Here is a 19,122-nt window from a genome sequence, read left to right as displayed (position 1 = left end):
ATAAATATCCTGAGGGCGATCGTCGATTATTTTTGCACCGCTAGCGATCTGCCTTAAAATTGCAACTTTCCATTGCAACTTTCCATTGTGTGGGATTAAAACTCTTGTACTTTAAATATAAACTTTGTAGAGCCTGCCTTGCAAGCTTTATACCCGAACCGATTAAAATTGTCAAGTTTCAAGGCTTGCAGAGTCATTGACCGCCACCGATTAATGTCGCGGCGAAATATCTCAGTCATGGATGCCAAAGCTCGCTCAGGAACCAGCTTACTGAAAGAAACAGTATTGTAATTCAAAATGTTGACTCAGAAACCGGGTTTCTACGTTTAGGATTGTATCTGCTGCTGGCCGGCGAGCGAGAACGGTCGATCGACAATCCGCAGCTTTTTCCGATATTATCAGATCAAAAAAAAGCTCCTGCCGTTAAGCAGGAGCCTTTTTCAACTAGACAGTCAAATCAGAAATAAATTCGATCGATTAGTCTAAGTCTGGCATAGAAAGTACCGCTTCATTTTCGCGATCGATACCCTTCTCAAAGCCAGCGACAGCCGCGCGAGCGCGACCAGCGTGCCACAAGTGGCCGACCAAGAAGAAGAAACCCATCACAAAGTGGAAACACGACAGCCAAGAACGAGGAGAAGTGAAGTTAAACGAGTTAACTTCAGTCGCCACACCGCCCACAGAGTTCAAAGAACCCAGAGGAGCGTGAGTCATGTACTCAGCAGCGCGGCGAGCTTGCCAAGGCTGAATGTCATTCTTGATTTTGTTCAAGTCCAAACCGTTAGTACCGCGCAAGGGTTCCAACCAAGGGCCTTGGAAATCCCAGAAACGCATCGTTTCACCGCCGAAAATGATTTCGCCAGTAGGAGAGCGCATCAGGTATTTACCCAGACCGGTGGGGCCTTGTGCAGAACCGACGTTAGCACCCAAGCGTTGGTCGCGGATCAGGAAGGTCAAAGCTTGCGCTTGAGAAGCTTCCGGGCCCGTCGGGCCGTAGAATTCGCTGGGGTAAGCAGTGTTGTTGAACCAGACAAAGCAGCAAGCGATGAAGCCCATCAGGGACAAAGCGCCCAAGCTGTAAGACAGGTAAGCTTCGCCAGACCAGATTAAGGCGCGGCGAGCCCAGCCGAAAGGCTTGGTCAAAATGTGCCAAACACCGCCAGCGATACAAATCAGGCCCAGCCAGATGTGACCGCCAATGATGTCTTCCATGTTGTTGACGCTGACAATCCAGCCTTCGCCACCAAAAGGAGAGCGAACCAAGTAGCCAAAAATCACAGCCGGATTCAGGGTGGGGTTCGTGATAATACGCACGTCGCCGCCGCCCGGAGCCCAAGTGTCATAGACACCGCCGAAGAACATAGCCTTAGCTACCAGCAGCAGAGCGCCGCATCCCAACAGAATCAGGTGGTAGCCGATGATATTGGTCATCTGGTTCTTATCTTTCCAGTCGTAGCCGAAGAACGAAGAGTATTCTTCGAGAACTTCCGGGCCGCGAACGGCGTGATAAATGCCGCCCAAACCGAGAACAGCAGATGAAATCAAGTGAAGAACGCCGACTACGAAGAACGGGAAGATATCCGTAACTTCACCGCCGGGGCCGACGCCCCAACCCAAAGTAGCGATGTGGGGCATCAAGATTAAGCCCTGTTCGTACATGGGCTTTTCTGGGATAAAGTGAGCGACTTCAAACAAAGTCATTGCACCGGCCCAGAACACGATCAAACCAGAGTGAGCGACGTGGGCGCCCAGCAGTTTGCCGGAGAGATTGATTAAACGAGCGTTGCCAGACCACCAAGCGAACCCGGAGGATTCTTGGTCGCGACCGCTTGCGTAGGAATTAGAGAGCGTTACCACCCGGTAGAACCTCCAACGATTTTAGATTTTGGATTTTGGGTTTTTTTGTTCCCTAGTAGGGCACGGGAGAACCGCGCCTGCGCCGGGGAGTAGGGATTTGGATTTCAGATTAGTTTAAAAAAATTAAATTAATCTGAAATCCAAATCCTGCATTTTTTTAAAGTGCGTTACCGCGAGGCAGAACTTCTTCAGGGAAGATGTAGTTTTCGTGAGGTTGGTCTGTCGGAGCCATCCAAGCACGAATGCCTTCGTTAAGCAGAATGTTCTTAGTGTAGAACGTTTCAAACTCAGGATCTTCAGCAGCGCGTAATTCTTGTGATACGAAGTCATAGGCGCGCAGGTTTAATGCTAAACCGACGATGCCAATGGAGCTCATCCACAAGCCTGTGACAGGTACGAACAACATGAAGAAGTGCAACCAGCGCTTGTTGGAGAAGGCAATTCCGAAGATTTGCGACCAAAAGCGGTTGGCTGTCACCATCGAGTAGGTTTCTTCTGACTGAGTGGGGTTGAAGGCGCGGAAGGTGTTTGAGCCTTCGCCGTCTTCAAACAAGGTGTTTTCTACGGTTGCACCGTGGATAGCGCACAACAGCGCGCCGCCCAAGATGCCTGCAACGCCCATCATGTGGAAGGGGTTGAGCGTCCAGTTGTGGAAGCCTTGCAGGAATAACAAAAAGCGGAAAATTGCTGCGACGCCGAAACTGGGGGCGAAGAACCAGCCTGATTGACCCAAGGGGTAAAGCAGGAACACCGACACAAACACGGCGATGGGGCCGGTGAATGCTAGGGCGTTGTAGGGACGGATGCCGACTAAACGGGCGATTTCAATCTGACGCAGGCAAAAGCCGATCAGTGCGAATGCACCGTGGAGGGCGACGAATGTCCACAGCCCACCGAGTTGGAACCAGCGGGTGAAGTCCCACTGTGCTTCCGGGCCCCACAGGAACAGCAGGGAGTGTCCGAGGCTGTTGGCTGGGGTGGAGACTGCTACGGTGAGGAAGTTGGCTCCTTCGAGGTAGGAGCTTGCCAAACCGTGGGTGTACCAGGATGTGACGAAGGTGGTGCCTGTTAACCAGCCACCGATGGCTAGGTAGGCGCAGGGGAATAGCAGGATGCCAGACCAGCCTACGAAGACGAAGCGATCGCGTTTGAGCCAGTCGTCGAGGACATCAAATATGCCTCTTTCGGTCTGGGCGCGTCCGACTGCGATTGTCATTGCGGTAAAATCCTTTTGCTTGTTAAAAGACCAAGGTTTCTAATTAAAGTTAACATAACTATATATTAGAAGTTCATAATTTTTCAACATAATTAGCAGGAGTTGATACACAATGCCGATCAGTCGATCGCGATCTCGTCAGCGAAGCGTGACGCTCGGTGGGCTAATTGAATTAAGATTTGGCTTTAAGGCTGTTTAATTTTATGACTGCAAAAACAATGACCTCGATCGATCCTGTCCTGCGCTACCCGGTTTTGGGCTCCCGCCGCTTCAGCAATTACTGGTGGGCGACGGTGGTCAGCATTGGAGGGACTGGTTTCCTGCTGTCGGGCATTTCCAGCTACTTGCACGTTAACCTACTGCCTTTTGCTGACCCGACTCTGCTTGTTTTCATCCCCCAAGGCATCGCGATGGGTTTCTACGGTGTCTGTGGCGTGCTGTTGGCGCTCTACCTGTGGCTGACTATTCTCTGGGATGTCGGTGGCGGTTACAACGAGTTCGATCGGCAAACTGGTAACATTCGGATCTTTCGCTGGGGTTTTCCCGGCAAAAACCGCAAAGTTGATTTTAATTGCAAGACATCGGAGGTGCAATCTGTGCGGGTGGACATTAAAGAAGGTCTCAATCCCCGCCGCAGTATTTATCTTAAGCTCAAAGACCGCCGTCAGTTTCCCCTGACGAGAGTCGGACAGCCGATTGCTTTGTCTGAAGTGGAAAATCAAGCGGCCGAATTGGCTCGATTTTTGCAAGTTCCTCTAGAAGGACTTTAGAGATTTTAGATTTTAGATTGGTAATGTCTCGTAGTAAGGCCTCGTAGGGTGCTCTTCGGCGCACCTTACCTACCTAATAAGTGAAAAAGATTGATCGGCGAGTAGATCCGTTACCAATTTTTGAATCTATCAATTAAAATCTCTAGTTGCCAAGTCCGTAATAGACTCAAAGTAAAAATACAAATGCAAATGCAAATCAAAATTCAGCGGTGGTTTTTCTCACTTTTAATAATAGGCGCGCTGTTTGTCGGGGGATGCGGTAGTTCCCCTGCTGCAAACTCGACTCCCACACCGAATCCGGCGTCGGGTGAAAGTATTTCTTTGTCTCCGTCTCCCTCTCCTGCGGTTGTGGCGGCGGGTTCGCAATTTAGCAATTTGCCACGCTTGCAAGGAAAAGCAACGGTGGTGATGACGGTTAAAGGTGCTCCAATTACGATCGAACTCGACGGCACAAATGCGCCAATTACTGCTGGCAATTTTGTCGATTTGGTTCAGAAAGGTGTCTACGACGGATTGGTTTTTCACCGAGTCGTGCGGGAACCTCAGCCTTTTGTAGTTCAGGGCGGCGACCCCCAGGGTAAAGACCCTAAATTCCCTACAGCGAGACTGGGAACTGGGGGTTTTATTGACCCAAAAACTTCTACCGAGCGCAGGATTCCTCTGGAAATTAAAGCTAAAGGTGCTGCAAATCCGACTTACAGCCAAACGCTAGAAGAAGCTGGGGTTAAGGAGAAACCCGTGTTGATGCACAGTCGCGGGGCTGTTGCTATGGCTCGATCGCAGAGTCCTGATTCGGCTTCTTCTCAGTTTTACTTTACTTTGACCGATGTGCCGTTTTTGGACGGGAGTTATGCGGTTTTTGGGTACGTGAAGCAAGGGATGGATGTTGTTGATAAGATTGAAGCGGGCGATCGCATTGATAAGGTTACTGTTACTCAGGGCTTGGAAAATTTTAAGGCTGGTAGCTGAAGGTAGTTAACCAATTTTGGATTTTTGATTTTAGATTTGGGATTTTAGACTTTAGATTATCCCCAGGAGAGCGATCCGATGGCTTGTAAATTCGGGATTTGAGATAAGGGAATTGGATTTTAGATTTTAGGTTATCCCTTTTTAATCCAAAATCTAAAATCGTCTGGCCTGATTCTTCTTTTAATCCCAACTCTAAAATCTAAAATCGGCTTAGCTATGGATGTTGTTGTTACGGGAATTGGTCTTGTTTCGGGTTTAGGGACTCTGGAAACAGGCTGGAAAAGACTGCTGTCTGGAGAATCTGGAATCGATCTGCATCAACCTTTTTTAGAACTAGAACGGCGACCTTTGGCTTTAATTAGCACTAAACCTGCCGATTTAATAACTTTAATTCGGCAGGTCTTAACAGATGCTTTGCAAGATGCTAATTTGACTTTGCCTTTGCCGGATTGCGGGATTGCGATCGGTTCTAGCCGCGGTTTCCAGGGAAATTTGGAACAATTGGCGAGGGAAGGAAGAAGGAAGAAGGAAGAAGGAAGAAGGAAGAGGGAAGAGAGAAGGGAATTACCGATTCCAGATTGTCAATTACCGATTCCCAATTCTCAATTTGTGAATTTTTTGCCTCACATGGGGGCGATCGCAGCGGCGAGGGCAATTGGTTCGACGGGGCCGGTATTGGCACCGATGGCTGCTTGTGCGACGGGTATTTGGTCGATCGCCCGTGCTGTTGATTTAATCCGCACTGGTGAGTGTCAGCGGGCGATCGCAGGTGCTGTGGAAGCGCCTATAACACCGCTGACTCTGGCTGGATTTAGCCGGATGGGTGCTTTGGCAAACACTGGGTGCTATCCGTTTGATGAAAATCGAGAAGGCTTTGTGCTCGGTGAAGGCGGGGCTTTATTTGTATTAGAATCTGCCGAGTTGGCAAGGCGTCGTGGCGCTAAAATCTACGGTAGAGTTTCCGGTTTTGGCTTGACAAATGATGCTTGCTATGCTAACTCGCCCGCTCTGGGGGGAAAAAGTACGATCGCGGCGGTAAATCAATGTTTGAAACGGAGCAATTTAGCAGCGGTTGATATAGATTTTATTCATGCTCACGGTACTGCAACTGAGTTAAATGACCGGCACGAAGCACTGTTAATTGAGAAGTTATTTGACCGAGAAGTTGCTGTTAGTTCGACTAAGGGGGCTACGGGTCATACTTTGGGAGCTTCGGGAGCTTTGGGTGTGGCTTTTTGTTTGATGAGTATGAAATATCAGATGTTGCCACCTTGCGTTGGAATGAAAAAACCGGGGTTTGAATTAGATTTTGTTCGCTGTGCGCGATCGGCTATTGTCAGAAATGCGGTTTGTTTGAGTTTTGGCTTTGGCGGGCAGAATGCTGCGATCGTTTTATCGGGCGAGTGTTAATTTTTGCAAACTCGGTCGATCGGCTTTTAAATTACACGATATTTCTACAGTTAAAATCTTCTGAGGTGGCCGGAGAACCCGCCCGCAGAGCCAATTTAAATCTCACAAATAGTACAATATTTATGTATTTTAGTCAATTAACTGAGAATTGTGGTGAGATTGCTGGTGCTGCTGTCCTAGTCTGGCTCTAGATCCCAACGCTGCTCCTTGCGTCAAAGCCTGGCAGGCTAGAAAATAGAGGCCGATTAAAGCAGTATTGTATTTTATTAACGCACCGCTCCCGATCATCGGCACAAATAGAAGAAATAAACTGTTTAAATTAAGCCCCAGGTATTTTCACATGGATCTGGCATCTCATCGATTTATGTCTTATTTTGAACCAGAGCAAGCTGCTCACCTTTGCCAAATAGCTGTAGTGGAGAGTTTTGCGGAGGAAACGTTGGTTTTTGAAGAAGGAGAAACAGCAGATTTTTTATATCTAGTTTTAGAAGGTCAAGTCGAGTTTAGCAAGCGGCTTGAAAACAATAAATATCAAACTGTTGCTGTGGCTAAGCCAGACGATTATTTTGGCGAACTCGGAGTGTTAGACGGAGAACCTCGCAGTGCTAGAGCTGTGGCAGTTGCAGGCTCGACTTTAGCAAAAATAGGCCGTGAAGAACTAATAACAACTCTCCAGTTTGCTAAAGGCAGTTCGGTACTGCAAATGTTTAGTTTCATTACTAAAAATTTACGGGACACCACGGATCAATATGTGAGCCAGTTAGTACACAAACAAAAAATGGTATTAGTAGGAGAAATGGTGAGCACAATTATTCATGATTTTAAAAATCCTTTTACCGGAATTAAACTCTCCACAGAAATGCTCAAAGAAATGCACGAAGATGAGGAAACTCAGGAGTGGTGCGAACTTATTCAATTGCAGGTTCAGCGAATGTTGGGGATGGCTGAAGAAGTATTAGAGTTTTCGCGCGGTAATTATGTATTACATAAAAAACCCATTAATCTAATTCAGACGTTGCAGCAGTTTGAAAAGTTGAACAGAGTTTATTGTGAAGCAGCAAAAGTAAATTTAGCTGTACGGGTGACAGAAGTAATAGTGGAAGCGGATGAAAATAAGATTTTGCGCGTTTTACAAAATTTAGTTGGGAATGCTGTTGAGGCTTTTGGCGGCAGAGGGGGTCGGGTGGAGATTGCGGTGACACAAAGTGAGGAGTGGGGAGAAATTAGCATTTACGATAACGGCCCCGGCATTCCGCCGACAATTAAGGAAAAGTTATTTGAACCGTTTGTGACTTATGGCAAGCGGACTGGTACTGGATTGGGAACGGCGATTGTTAAGTCGATCGTTGAGGCTCACAAAGGGAAAATTACTTATGAGTCAGAGGACGGAAAAGGCACAACTTTTTATATCCGCTTGCCGAAAATCATCGCTTGATTAGCTAGATTTTAAGTAGGTAAGGAGAGATTTACTTAGAAGTTTATCACTCAGCATCAGAGACTTGGTTGATAAGTAGAGATCTTGTTATAAAACAATATTTTTCTACTAAACCTGGTTTAAGAGCGTAAGTCCTAATACGGTGTAGCGACTTGCAGAATCCAGTATAATTGAATTAACGAACTGCTAAAAATTTGATGCCAGTTACTATTCAAACCTTACCCACAGAAGTTATCAATTTAATTGCCGCCGGCGAGGTGATTGACTCGATCGCCGCTGCGGTACGAGAATTAGTTGAAAATTCTCTGGATGCTGGCGCAACCCGCATTGTTGTTTCTGTCTGGCCCGAACAGTGGCGGGTGCAAGTTGCAGATAATGGTACGGGAATGGATCTGGAAAATTTGCAGCAGGCGGCTTCGCCCCACAGTACGAGCAAAATTACCACTGAAGCTGACCTTTACAAAATTGCTACTTTGGGATTTCGTGGGGAAGCTTTGCACAGTTTGGCTCAGTTGGGCTGTTTGGAGGTTTTGAGCCGATCGAATGATTTGGGATTGGGGAATTTTTCGGAAAATCGAGAGTCGCCACCAAACCCCGCCAAATCATCGTTTAACAAGGCGGGAGTTGAAAATGCTCGATCGGGCTGGCGGGTGGTTTACAACAACGCGGGTGTTGCTGTGGAGGTAGAAACAGCGGCGATCGCTCCTGGTACGGTGGTGACTGTTGATAATTTGTTTGGCAATTGGCCGGTGCGCCGCAGTTTTTTGTCACCGACGCAGCAAATGCGATCGATACAATTAACCCTTCAGCAAATTGCTATTTGTCACCCGCACGTTAATTGGCAGTTGCGTCAAGGAAATACGCCTTGTTTGCACGTAACTCCTGGTAGCACAGCGGAACAACTTTTACCTCAATTCGTGCGCGGTGTGCGATCGAGCGATTTGCAGTATTTAAAGTTAGATTTGCCTGCGAGTCCTCCAAATCAGAAAGCAGCAAATTTATTGGTAGAAACTCAACTTGTTGGCGCTACGGTTAAGCATAATTACCAATTACCACTTGCCAATTACCAATTACCACTTGCCAATTCCCAGTTTTTAGAATTAGTAATTGGTTTGCCCGATCGCTGTCACCGCAGGCGGCCGGATTGGGTGAAGGTGGGGGTAAATCGGCGAGTTGTGCGATCGCCCGAATTAGAGCAAACTATTCTCAGCGCCTTTGCCCGCACTTGTCCGCGCGATCGCTATCCCGTGTGTTTTGTTCACCTGCAAATTTCCCCCTCGGAAATCGACTGGAACCGCCACCCGGCTAAAGCAGAAATTTATCTGCATGATCCGAGTTTTTGGCAATCACAAGTTAGCGCGGCAATTGCTCGCGCTTTGCACCTGAATGATGAAGTTTTGCCTGCTGCCCCAATTCCCGATCGAGTGGGAAAATTGCTGAAGGCATCGGAACAAAAAAGTGCTTACAGTGTGGGGATTTCGGCTAGGCAGAATGAGGACGGCGGCGAAGACGCAAAAGGTAATAAAATAGGATTGATGGAATTGAGGGCGATCGCTCAAGTTCACAATACTTACATTGTTGCCGAACATTCCAGCGGAATGTGGTTGGTGGAACAACACATCGCTCACGAGCGAGTTTTGTACGAGCAGTTGTGCGCGGCTTGGCAGCTAAAATGTCTAGAAAAACCAGTGATTCTCAGTCAATTATCTGCACTGCAAATTGAGAATTTATCCCGCTTGGGTTTGGAAGTAGAAACGTTTGGGGAACAGCTATGGGCCGCCCGCGAAGTTCCTGAAGTGTTAGCCGATCGAGATGACTGTGCGGATGCGCTTTTTGAACTCAGTAAAGTAGCCGATTTACAAGCGGCTCAAGTTGCGACTGCTTGCCGTAGTGCTATGCGAAACGGTACTCCTTTGAGTCTCTCCCAAATGCAGAATTTGTTAGATGAATGGCAGCAAACTCGCAATCCGCGCACTTGTCCTCACGGCCGCCCTATCTATTTTGCTTTGGAAGAATCGACTTTGGCTCGGATTTTTCGCCGCAGTTGGGTGATTGGCAAAAGTCACGGGATTTGAAGGTTAAAAGTTAAGCTGTAAGGTGCGCGTTACATACAAGACTGTTTTTTTTGAACCGCAGAGGGCGCAGAGAACGCAGAGAGGAAGAGAAGAGAGATGTTTTTAAAATTTTTTTGGGCAACGGGATATTCGTATAAAATGTCAATTAAAATCAAATAAATCATAAATATGGATTTTCCGATCGCCCGACAACTCTTTTATCAAGAAATAAATCAGCCGGATGGCTCGATCGACCTGGCGAAAGCGGCTCTTTACATGGCTTTGGAAGAATACCCAAATTTAGAGCCAGAGGAATATCTCAACGCTCTCGACACGATCGCAGATGAAGTGCGCGATCGCCTGCCGGCACAGAATTATCCGCTGCGGATTATTCAAACTATTAACGCCTATTTATATGGGGAGTTGCAGTTTTCGGGCAATGATGCTGATTATTACGACCCCGGCAATAGCTTTTTGAATGAAGTGATCGATCGGCGTACTGGCATTCCGATATCTTTATCTCTGGTTTATTTGGAGGTTGCTAAGCGCATTGATTTTCCGATGGTGGGTATTGGGATGCCGGGACATTTTTTAATTAGACCGGATTTTGAAGAGGCTGGCATTTTTGTTGATGCGTTTAACGGCGGCGAGATATTATTTCCTGAAGATTGTCAAGCCCGACTTTCTCAAATTTACGGTCAACCTATGGAGTTGCAGCCGAGTTTTCTCGCTCCGGTAAGTCGCCGACATTTTTTGGGGCGAATGCTGGGAAATCTGAAGGCGATTTACTTGCAACAGCGAGATGCTTTGAGGGTACTCGGAGCGATCGAACGAATTTTGCTGCTGTTTCCCGATGCGCTGGGGGAACGGCGCGATCGCGGAATTCTCTATTATCAACTGGGACGCTTGGTCGAAGCGCGCCACGATTTGGAACTATACCTGAGAAATGCTCCGAATGCTCCTGATGCTGCTAGAATTCGCCAATTGGTCGATCGGCTCGATCGGGATCTTTGAACTTAAATTCGCTATAGCAATCCTTGCAGGAGTCGTAAATTTTTTACCCCACTCCAACCCTCCCCGCGGGTTCGGGGAGGGAGTAAGAAATTCACAAATGATTTAGTCTTGCTATATATGTCCCACAGCACACTATAAGACATATTCAAGTGACACTCAATAAACTGCTGCCCGACGACCAAATTTCGCTTTTATCATTTTTGCAAAGGTATCTAAAATTGTCAAAAGAGTAAGCATAACATATTAATTGTCAATTAACACCTATCTTTTGATAGGTGGAATTTGCTTGACTTGAATGTAGAGTTATAGGTCATTTACGGAAATCCCGATTCGACTTTCCCGACAGATATCCGCACAGATATCCGCACAGACGAGCGATCTAAAAAGTATTTTGACGTAAAGAGGCACAAACTCATGAACTTTCAGTTTCAACAAGGTTATCTCAACGGAATGCAACCGCTGTCAGCCCATTTAACCAAAAGAATGTCAAAGTCTTTATCATTAGGTTTGGCGCTTTTGCTGGGAACAAGTGCAGTATTCCTAAGCAGTGGCAAAGCCTTTGCATTAGATAATGTTACCGTAAAATACGGTGCTGTTGACGTAACATTACCGATGAGCGACTTGCAAAGCTTTGCACAAACTGGCAAAGCATCATCTCAACTGCAAAGCGTTCTGAGTCTTGCCAAACAAACTCCCGAGTCGGTGCGCGAAATATTAACGAGAGAAGTGCCTTTAGATTCTCAATTAGTAGCGCGGCTGGCAAGCACTTATTTTGGGGAAATTGTTTTCAAACAATTGGGGGAGGTTGCTTATACGCCGGCAACTCGGCTGCAAAGCGCGCCGGCCCTGCGCGATGCTTTAGTCGCAGCTTCCAAAGATGGCAAAATATCGCTGATTGAAGTGATGCAAAATTACAGCCCTGCGGCCTTAGAAGTTGATGGCAATCAAGCTATGGCTATCTACGAGCGAGTGATTAAAGATATGCAAGATTTGCAAGCTTTGTATCAGAATTCCCCGGCTTTGCAAAATACCGCCGGCCAAGCGGTGAATTCTGCCAGACAAGTGATTTGTCAACCCAGTCCATCAGGAAGTGGGAAGTAAATAACTGAACTTGGAGGGAATGGGGAATTGGGAATGGGGAATTGGGAAGTTGGTGCTTTTTTTCCTATTAGCTCTTGGTTTTCAGCTATTACAAATTACCCCTACTTCGGCTACGCGAGGGTAAAAGTTCCCCATTACCCCTTACCCATTATACATTACCCATTTTTTGAGATAATTGCTCGGCTACGCGCTTGAGCCGGCGGAGTTGGTCTTTCATGTCTTTCTGCGTCCAAGGGGCTGCAAAGCGATTGAAACCAAATCTAATTAAACGATTGGGAATTTGAAATTCAAAGCGGTTAATCAAGAGAGTTCCTTGGATTTGCGGCTGGCATTCCCAACGATCGCATCCTTTGAAAAATCCGTCAAACCCCCACACAATTAAACCTGGTTGTCGCTCCAACACAACACTCTCCAAAGTGGGTTGCAAAACCGGAACTTGTATGATAAATAAGCTACGACTTCCTACGGCAGTATCCCATTCGCCCTGGGGATCGCAGCGTAGCAAGGGATTGAGCCACTTGTGCATTAAAGTGCGATCGACTATACAACGCTCCACCAGAGTAGCAGCAGCGCGAATTTCAATGGATTGCTCGAAAACTTGACGAATTGACATGAGAACCTGCAACAAGGAGGGGATTACAAAACTTTGCTTACTTTATAGTCCTTTATTTACTTGTAACGTCAATTTTTCCAGAAATAAAAAGATTGACACACTCATAAATACAGTGTATCATCTTGAATTAAAGTATATATACCATTTATGCAGCTAGTTGAAAGGCACGTCATTAAACCAAATCATAGGTTTTATCGAGAAGCCGATCGACTTTCTTGGCTAGGCAAAAATCTTTACAACAACGCTAACTACATCTACCGTCAAAACTTTTTCGCCAGCCAACAAACAAACGCTCTGGCTGTTTATCGGGCGCTCAAAACAAGTCCTGATTACAAAGCACTGTCGGCGAAGGTAGCACAAAACAGGCTCGGCTTAGTCCTCAAAGCATGGACTAGCTATTATCTGGCCCTGCGAAACTATCAGGAAGACCCAACTAAATTTAAAGCAGCACCGCAAATCCCTCATTATCAAGGTTTAACAGAGCGAAAAATAGAGGATGGGCGCTATGTAGTTATATTTAATTGTCAAACTGTCAGCAAAAGAGCCTTAAAAAAAGGATATGTTCGCCCCTCTGGGACTAATATTTGGTTGCCCTCAAGAGTCACCTCGATTCGGGAAATCCGGATTCTTCCCAAAGTAGGTTGTTATGTGGTCGAGGTGCTCTATGAGAAGTTAGAACAGCCTTTACAAGTTAATCAGAGAGTAGCTGTCATCAATTTAGGATTAAACAATCTGGCAACATTAACCTACAATGTTCTTGGGTTAGTACCCACAATCTACGATGGACGGGCTGTTAAGTCCACCAATCACTACTGCAATCAAGTTTCAGCGCCATTAAAATCATTGCTGCCCGTAGCGCAAAAAAACAGTAAAAAACTTGCCCAATTGTGGCACAAGCGTAACTGTAAAGTGGATTACTACCTCCACATGACGAGTTCCGCAGTTATAAAAGAACTCGTCAATCATCAAATGGGCTTGCTGGTTATAGGCTGGAACCAGGATTTTAAAGAGGGGATTAATACGGGTTTGACTAAAAATCAAAATTTTGCCTGTATTCCCCATCGCCGATTTCTGGAAATGTTGCAGTACAAAGGACAACTTGCGGGAATTCAAGTTGTGTTAGTTGAGGAGAGTTACACCTCAAAATGTTCAGCTTTGGAGTGGGAACCAATTCAACAACATTCCGACTACATTGGCAGTAGGGTAAAAAGAGGATTGTTCAGAACCAAAACTGGACGCTTCATAAATGCCCAGGTAAACGGTTGTTTGATTATTGATCCACAAGCAGTCGGAGATGGGTTTATCCCCAATTCGATAGAGGGTTTTGTAGTTAACCCAGTACGATTAAAAGTGTACAAACATTAAATTTAGGCGATGTCTAGATTTTTTGGAACTATTATTAAAGTTTCGTCTTCTCCTTGTCAAATCTGACGTTAACCTGAGAAAAAAATGAATGAAACTTGGCAAGAAATAACTCAACCGATATCGGGTCCCATAGCGGCGTTGTCCGATCGCATTTTGGCCCAGGCGCAGCCCGGGAATGCGCTGACAGATGCCGAACGCGGAATTAACAATTTCCTTCAGGGATCAAACATTGAAAATCTCCTCTGGGCCGTCGGTATCCTGCTCATTGGCTTGATAGTATCAGCCCTCGTCTCATCTGTAGTGGGGGGATTGCTCAAGAAGACTACGATCGACAATCGGCTAGCTGCTTGGATTACCGGGCGCCCGGAAGGAGCTGGAGCCCCGCAAGTGGAAAAATGGATTTCCGCAGCGGTGTTCTGGATCATTTTTATCTTTTTCCTGGTTGCCTTTTTCAACCGCCTGAATCTAACGGCTGTCTCGCAACCCCTCAATACTTTTCTCAATCAAATTACCGGTTTCTTGCCGAAGTTAGCCGGCGCGCTAATTTGGTTGGGGATTGCTTGGCTGTTGGCAACTGTAGCCAAAATGGCCGTATCGCGGGCGATGCGGACTTTTAGCGTGGACGAGCGCTTGAATCAGGAGGTAGGCGCAGCGCCCACTGAGCGCCCTTTGCTGCTGAGCGATACTGTGGCGAATGCGCTGTACTGGTTCATTTTTCTGCTGTTTTTGCCGCTGATTCTCGACTCACTGGAAATGCAGCAGGCTCTGCTGCCAGTGAATAATTTGCTGAACCAAATTCTGGCGGCAATTCCGAAAATTCTGGAAGCTGTGCTGATTGGGTTTGTCGGCTGGCTGCTGGCTATGGTGGTGCGGCGAATTGTCACAAATCTGTTGGCTGCTGCTGGGGCGGACAGTTTGGGCGCTCGGTTTGGAATTTCGCGGACTTCGGGCGGACAATCGCTGTCGTGGATTGTCGGGACGATAGTCTATGTTTTGATTTTGATTCCAACAGCGATCGCAGCTCTGAACGCTTTGGACATTCAGGCGATTTCGCAGCCTGCTGTCGCCATGCTCAACGACATTTTGGGCGCGGTTCCCAAAATCTTCACGGCCGCGCTGATTGTGGCGGTTGCTTACATTTTGGGTCGCTGGATCGCCGATTTGGTGACTAATATCCTGACGGGAATTGGCTTCAACAATGTCTTTTCTTGGTTGGGAGTGCAGCCACCGAAACAGCCGCTGAGGCTACCGCCAAGTTCGATCGATCCTGACGCAACGATTCTTCAGGAACCCGAACTTCCGGCTCGCACGCCTTCTGAGTTTGTCGGCATTGTGGTGCAGGTAGGCATCATGCTGTTTGCTGTGGTGGCGGCTACCGACGTGCTCGGGATTCCAGCGCTGACGGCGATTGTTAGCGGTATTGTGCTGGTTGCAGGTCGCGTGCTAGCTGGTTTGGTGGTATTTGCGATCGGCTTGTATTTGGCGAATCTGGCGTTTAGTTTGATTGCCAGTTCTGGAACTCGCCAAGCGCGACTTTTGGGCCAAGCGGCTCGGATTGCGATTATTGCCTTTGTTTCGGCCTTGGCGCTGCAACAGATGGGCATTGGCAGCGATATTGTCAATTTGGCTTTCGGGCTGCTGCTTGGGGCGATCGCAGTTGGCATTGCTCTAGCTTTTGGTTTGGGCGGGCGCGAGATTGCGGCCGACCAAATTCGCGAATGGTTAGCGTCGTTTAAACAAGATAAGACGCCGCGTTTGTAATTATATAAAATGGCGTTTGTCAAGTACAAACGCCATTTTTTTATGATTAATTTCATTTTGAGGGTCGCGAAGCAATCGCAAAGCCTTTGAATTTGAGGATACAGCTATAGACTGTTCGGATGCAAAGATTGATTCTTGTTTCTGAGCCGATGCCCCTAATTGAGAATGTTAAGAGCTGCGTCGTCGGCCCTAAAACAACAAAACCTTCTCATAGAGAAGGTTTTATCACAATCGGAGCGGCGGGATTTGAACCCACGACCCCTACTACCCCAAAGTAGTGCGCTACCAAGCTGCGCTACGCCCCGACAGCTTTAATAGCTTAGCATAGAATTCCCGAAAAAGTCAAAAAACTTTTAAAACTTTTGCGGCCTGCACCAAAGTCGGAACCGCAGCCGTCGGCCAAAAACCCTCGCACCTTCGGCCAGCATTCAAGATCAATTGCACACTGTAAGCTTCGGGATAGCCTTCCACCTGCACCCACAGCAAGTCGCTTTCGGCTTCAATAGCGATTTTTTCCTCGTCCATTAACTCAGAGGCCATGTGACTCATTGTGCCGGCTAATTGCCCCAACAATCGGCAAAAATCGTTCAACTCAGCCTCCGTGAGTTCGATCGCCCAACCGTCGCCAGCCACCAAACCCTGAAACTCTTCCGCCTCCGGGTTCCATCCCAAACGCCACCCAACACCCGTTTTAATTACACGTTCCACCATTGAGGGATTTTAGATTTTAGATTTTGGATTTTAGATTAGTAGGACTTACCCATAAATACGAAAGAAAACGGGTTTTTTACCTGTGTTAAAGGCTCAAAAGCAATATTTCCGTAAAAAACCAGGTTTCTGTATCCATGAGTATTAAGGTATCAGCAACTTCGCATCTCCCGGCTGTGGCTGCGGTATTTCCGGGGAATTCGATCGCCCTTGTGGTTTTTCCCCCGCCGTCGGTGTGCGCCCACCCCCTGAATTCTCCGTAAAAACATCAACCAAAGCTTGAACCAAAGCATCCCGCTGTACTCTATTTAACCTTTGAATAGCAGCGCGATCCTGTTCCATCGGATTTGATCGCAAAACGTCGTTTCCCGGATAAACGCTTTCCACCAAATAATCGGGAGTCGCCCCCAAATAATCAGCTAAACTCAACTTCCAATCAAAGCGGTAATTGGGTGGTCGTCCTTTGACAAATACGTGATATCGAATCAACCGCCCGACTAAAGTATTGGTAGGATCGACTTTTCCTGTTTCCTTGGAAATGTAGTTATTCTCGATCGGCAAATCCGGCAATTTTTCGTACACCAATTTCCACGCATCTTGCACCCTCACTTGCGACGGCGCAGATTGTTGAGCCACCCGCTGCACTGAGGTAGACTCAGAACTCCGCAGCAGCGAAGGTTCCAAAGCCGACATACTCAGTTCCCCGGATTCCAATACCCAACTCAAAAGCGTGAAAATCGCTACACTCAAAGTAACAAACAGAAAACTTAAGCCCTGCTTTAATCTATTCACGGTTTTGACAAAAATTTGAAAAATAGAATAATTTCATACACTTAGCCGCCAGGAGATGTCCTAGTTTATAATTTTAGGATTTACACTCATCAACCCGGTTTATTAGAAAAATCAGAGGTTTCTTAACCAGGCAGCTAGGAATAAACTGGGTTTCTCGTCCCGTGCGCCCAAGTCTAGTTTGAAAAAGTTGTGAGTTTTGAGTTGACAAAAATTGCTCGCAATTCACCACTCAAAACCCAAAACTTCCGAAGCCTAGATGTCTCCGATAATTTCCGGCTGACTCAGTTCGTCCGACATCTCAAATATCGCCCGCATTACAGGTTTCATTTGATGGTCGTCCATATTGTCAAAATCTTCATAGCGACGGCGTTTTGCGCGGTTCGCCACCTGCACCGTAATCCGATAGCGGTTGGATGCACCGTTAATCAACTCTTCCGCCCGACGGGTAAGCTGAGTTGAATCGAAGGTTGGACGCTTAACCATGAGACTACCTACTTTATGTAATGTTACATTCTAGTCTAGTATGTCAAGATTCATAATTTATTAACTGAGTATTATTGCTTATGCAGGTAGCAACAGCCTATTCCTTTGGTAGCTTGCATCGGGGAAATTCTCATCCCCTCAAATTGGTTGCTTTCGGCGACAGCTTAATCTACGGTTTCGGCGACGGTGTAGGCGGTGGCTGGGTGGAAAGATTGCGGCGCCAGTGGATGTTACCGGAGAGTGCAGGACACGTTTTATACAATTTGGGCGTTCGGGGCGATCGCACCTATCAAGTCTCCCAGCGGCTCGAAAACGAGTTTCGGCACCGGGGCGAACTGAGAAACCGCGTCCCGGATGCGATTATTCTTTCCGTCGGACTCAACGATTCGGCGAGAGTGCAGTCCCCTACCGGGCGCAGCTACACGGATTTTGAACATTTTAAAACTGTTTTGGATAATTTGTTAAACCTGTCCCAACAACTTTGTCCGGTGATATTTGTCGGGATGGTGCCGGTGGATGAAAGTAAAATGCCTTTTCAAGATTGTTTGTATTACAGTCATGCTGACCAATATCGGTATAAAGAGGCAACGAAATTAGCTTGTGAGTTGCGGGGAATTCCCTATCTAGATATTTTTGATAAATGGGTAAATCGGGGCAGTGATTGGTGGCGATCGCGCTTGATTGCAGACGGACTTCATCCCAATGCAGCGGGCTATCAATCTTTATTTGAAGATGTCACAAGTTGGGAGCCTCTCGCCAGCATTAGTCATTAGTTCAGTAGTCATTAGTCCTCAGTAAAAATGAAGTAGGGTGCGTCAACTAGCATTATTTCCGCTACAAACTAAGAATTTCACAACTTACGCACTCCCGCAAAAAACGGTGCGTCCGATTCATACTTTCCGTGCAAATTAAAAATCTCAAACCTGACGAACCCTACCACTGATTGTATTCTTGACCATCAAGTTTCACTTGATAAAATGCTCAGTAACCAGGTGGGTGTTGCAAGCTACCAACCACTTTGTCGAGCGCTTCTGCGATTGCCAACAACTCCATTTCACGCCACCGCTTACCAACAATTTGCATTCCAATCGGTAAACCATTTTGAGTTTGTCCAATTGGAATTACTACGGCAGGATGTCCGCTAAGATTAGAAGGCACGGTGTAAGCGCCGTTTGCCACTGCATGAGGATAGGATCTGCCATTAACATCAACGGCAGTCCAAGGGGGACGATGGGTAAACGCAGCGGTTGCCACAACAGGACAAAGCCATACATCCCACGGTTCTAATGCCTCATCCATATCGGCAGTGAAACGATCCCGCTGTGTGAGTGCCTCGAAATATCCTTTCAAACTTGGATTCAATATCTCAGGTAGGAATCTGCTGAAATCTCCCAATTTTCGGAGTTCCTTGTCGCCTTGGGTTGCGGTGCAGAAGATTAACCCTAAACTACGACGCAGGTTATATCTATCCTGCGGTTGAGCGTAGATAGTGAGGTACAGTGCGATTCGTTGAAACGTGAATCACGGTAATCAATCCGTACATAGCGTTTCCAGCCACAAGGCTGAACTCTCGG

The 19,122-nt window shown here is 46.9% G+C and carries 17 protein-coding genes and 1 tRNA gene; 10 read left to right on the top strand and 8 right to left on the bottom strand.

The features are described from left to right. Nucleotides 1–477: 477 nt before the first annotated feature. Nucleotides 478–1,857, bottom strand: a complete 1,380-nt coding sequence (gene psbC / locus QT996_RS18415; RefSeq protein WP_333048188.1) for a photosystem II reaction center protein CP43 — start codon at nt 1,855–1,857, stop codon at nt 478–480. A 157-nt stretch (nt 1,858–2,014) separates the two neighbouring features. Further along, a complete protein-coding gene (gene psbD, locus QT996_RS18410) occupies nt 2,015–3,073 on the bottom strand; it encodes a photosystem II D2 protein (photosystem q(a) protein) (protein ID WP_006635450.1) in 1,059 nt (352 codons plus the stop codon). Nucleotides 3,074–3,276: 203 nt separating this feature from the next. Between psbD and QT996_RS18405 the strand changes: the two genes are divergently transcribed. The 7 genes from QT996_RS18405 (at nt 3,277) to QT996_RS18375 (ending at nt 11,826) form a co-directional block, all read left to right on the top strand. Then, on the top strand, nt 3,277–3,843 hold the full coding sequence (locus QT996_RS18405) for a photosystem I assembly protein Ycf4 (RefSeq protein ID WP_333048186.1): 567 nt from the start codon (nt 3,277–3,279) through the stop codon (nt 3,841–3,843). A 183-nt stretch (nt 3,844–4,026) separates the two neighbouring features. Further along, on the top strand, nt 4,027–4,812 hold the full coding sequence (locus QT996_RS18400; RefSeq protein ID WP_333048185.1) for a peptidylprolyl isomerase: 786 nt from the start codon (nt 4,027–4,029) through the stop codon (nt 4,810–4,812). Nucleotides 4,813–5,028: 216 nt separating this feature from the next. Then, nucleotides 5,029–6,222, top strand: a complete 1,194-nt coding sequence (locus QT996_RS18395; RefSeq protein ID WP_333048184.1) for a beta-ketoacyl-ACP synthase — start codon at nt 5,029–5,031, stop codon at nt 6,220–6,222. Between the two features lie 340 nt (nt 6,223–6,562). Then, nucleotides 6,563–7,657, top strand: coding sequence for an ATP-binding protein (locus QT996_RS18390; RefSeq protein ID WP_333048182.1), 1,095 nt, complete (start codon nt 6,563–6,565; stop codon nt 7,655–7,657). Between the two features lie 197 nt (nt 7,658–7,854). Further along, a complete protein-coding gene (gene mutL / locus QT996_RS18385; protein ID WP_333048181.1) occupies nt 7,855–9,732 on the top strand; it encodes a DNA mismatch repair endonuclease MutL in 1,878 nt (625 codons plus the stop codon). A 168-nt stretch (nt 9,733–9,900) separates the two neighbouring features. Next, a complete protein-coding gene (locus QT996_RS18380; protein WP_333048180.1) occupies nt 9,901–10,725 on the top strand; it encodes a transglutaminase family protein in 825 nt (274 codons plus the stop codon). A 414-nt stretch (nt 10,726–11,139) separates the two neighbouring features. Then, the gene (locus QT996_RS18375) at nt 11,140–11,826 is read left to right on the top strand and encodes an alpha/beta hydrolase (RefSeq protein ID WP_333048178.1); all 687 of its coding nucleotides are present in this window, start codon (nt 11,140–11,142) and stop codon (nt 11,824–11,826) included. A gap of 148 nt (nt 11,827–11,974) precedes the next feature. On the opposite strand, the gene QT996_RS18370 is transcribed toward QT996_RS18375, so the two are convergent. Continuing rightward, on the bottom strand, nt 11,975–12,439 hold the full coding sequence (locus QT996_RS18370) for an SRPBCC family protein (RefSeq protein WP_333048177.1): 465 nt from the start codon (nt 12,437–12,439) through the stop codon (nt 11,975–11,977). Between the two features lie 147 nt (nt 12,440–12,586). On the opposite strand from QT996_RS18370, the gene QT996_RS18365 reads away from it, so the two are divergent. Further along, nucleotides 12,587–13,804: a transposase gene (locus tag QT996_RS18365; protein ID WP_333048175.1), complete on the top strand. Its 1,218-nt coding sequence runs from the start codon at nt 12,587–12,589 to the stop codon at nt 13,802–13,804. 84 nt (nt 13,805–13,888) lie between these two features. Further along, nucleotides 13,889–15,565 (top strand): mechanosensitive ion channel, encoded by a 1,677-nt coding sequence (locus QT996_RS18360; protein ID WP_333048173.1) that lies wholly within the window; start codon nt 13,889–13,891, stop codon nt 15,563–15,565. A 231-nt stretch (nt 15,566–15,796) separates the two neighbouring features. Here QT996_RS18360 and QT996_RS18355 read toward each other — a convergent pair. From QT996_RS18355 to QT996_RS18340, 4 genes are all read right to left on the bottom strand, one after another. Beyond that, nucleotides 15,797–15,870, bottom strand: a tRNA-Pro gene (locus QT996_RS18355). Nucleotides 15,871–15,907: 37 nt separating this feature from the next. Next, nucleotides 15,908–16,276 carry a DUF1818 family protein gene (locus QT996_RS18350; protein WP_333048172.1) on the bottom strand — a complete coding sequence of 123 codons (369 nt, stop codon included), beginning with the start codon at nt 16,274–16,276 and terminating at the stop codon, nt 15,908–15,910. Between the two features lie 141 nt (nt 16,277–16,417). Then, entirely contained in the window at nt 16,418–17,065 is a 648-nt protein-coding gene (locus tag QT996_RS18345) for a hypothetical protein (protein ID WP_333048171.1), read from the bottom strand. Between the two features lie 252 nt (nt 17,066–17,317). Further along, nucleotides 17,318–17,548, bottom strand: coding sequence for a DNA-directed RNA polymerase subunit omega (locus tag QT996_RS18340; protein WP_242721767.1), 231 nt, complete (start codon nt 17,546–17,548; stop codon nt 17,318–17,320). Between the two features lie 80 nt (nt 17,549–17,628). On the opposite strand from QT996_RS18340, the gene QT996_RS18335 reads away from it, so the two are divergent. Further along, nucleotides 17,629–18,321: a GDSL-type esterase/lipase family protein gene (locus QT996_RS18335; RefSeq protein ID WP_333048168.1), complete on the top strand. Its 693-nt coding sequence runs from the start codon at nt 17,629–17,631 to the stop codon at nt 18,319–18,321. A 208-nt stretch (nt 18,322–18,529) separates the two neighbouring features. On the opposite strand, the gene QT996_RS18330 is transcribed toward QT996_RS18335, so the two are convergent. Then, on the bottom strand, nt 18,530–18,898 hold the full coding sequence (locus QT996_RS18330) for an amidase family protein (protein WP_333048166.1): 369 nt from the start codon (nt 18,896–18,898) through the stop codon (nt 18,530–18,532). Nucleotides 18,899–19,122: the final 224 nt, after the last annotated feature.

It is taken from the genome of Microcoleus sp. S13C4, assembly GCF_036700865.1.
GTDB lineage: Bacteria > Cyanobacteriota > Cyanobacteriia > Cyanobacteriales > Microcoleaceae > Microcoleus.
This window is presented reverse-complemented; position numbering and strand designations above follow the sequence as displayed.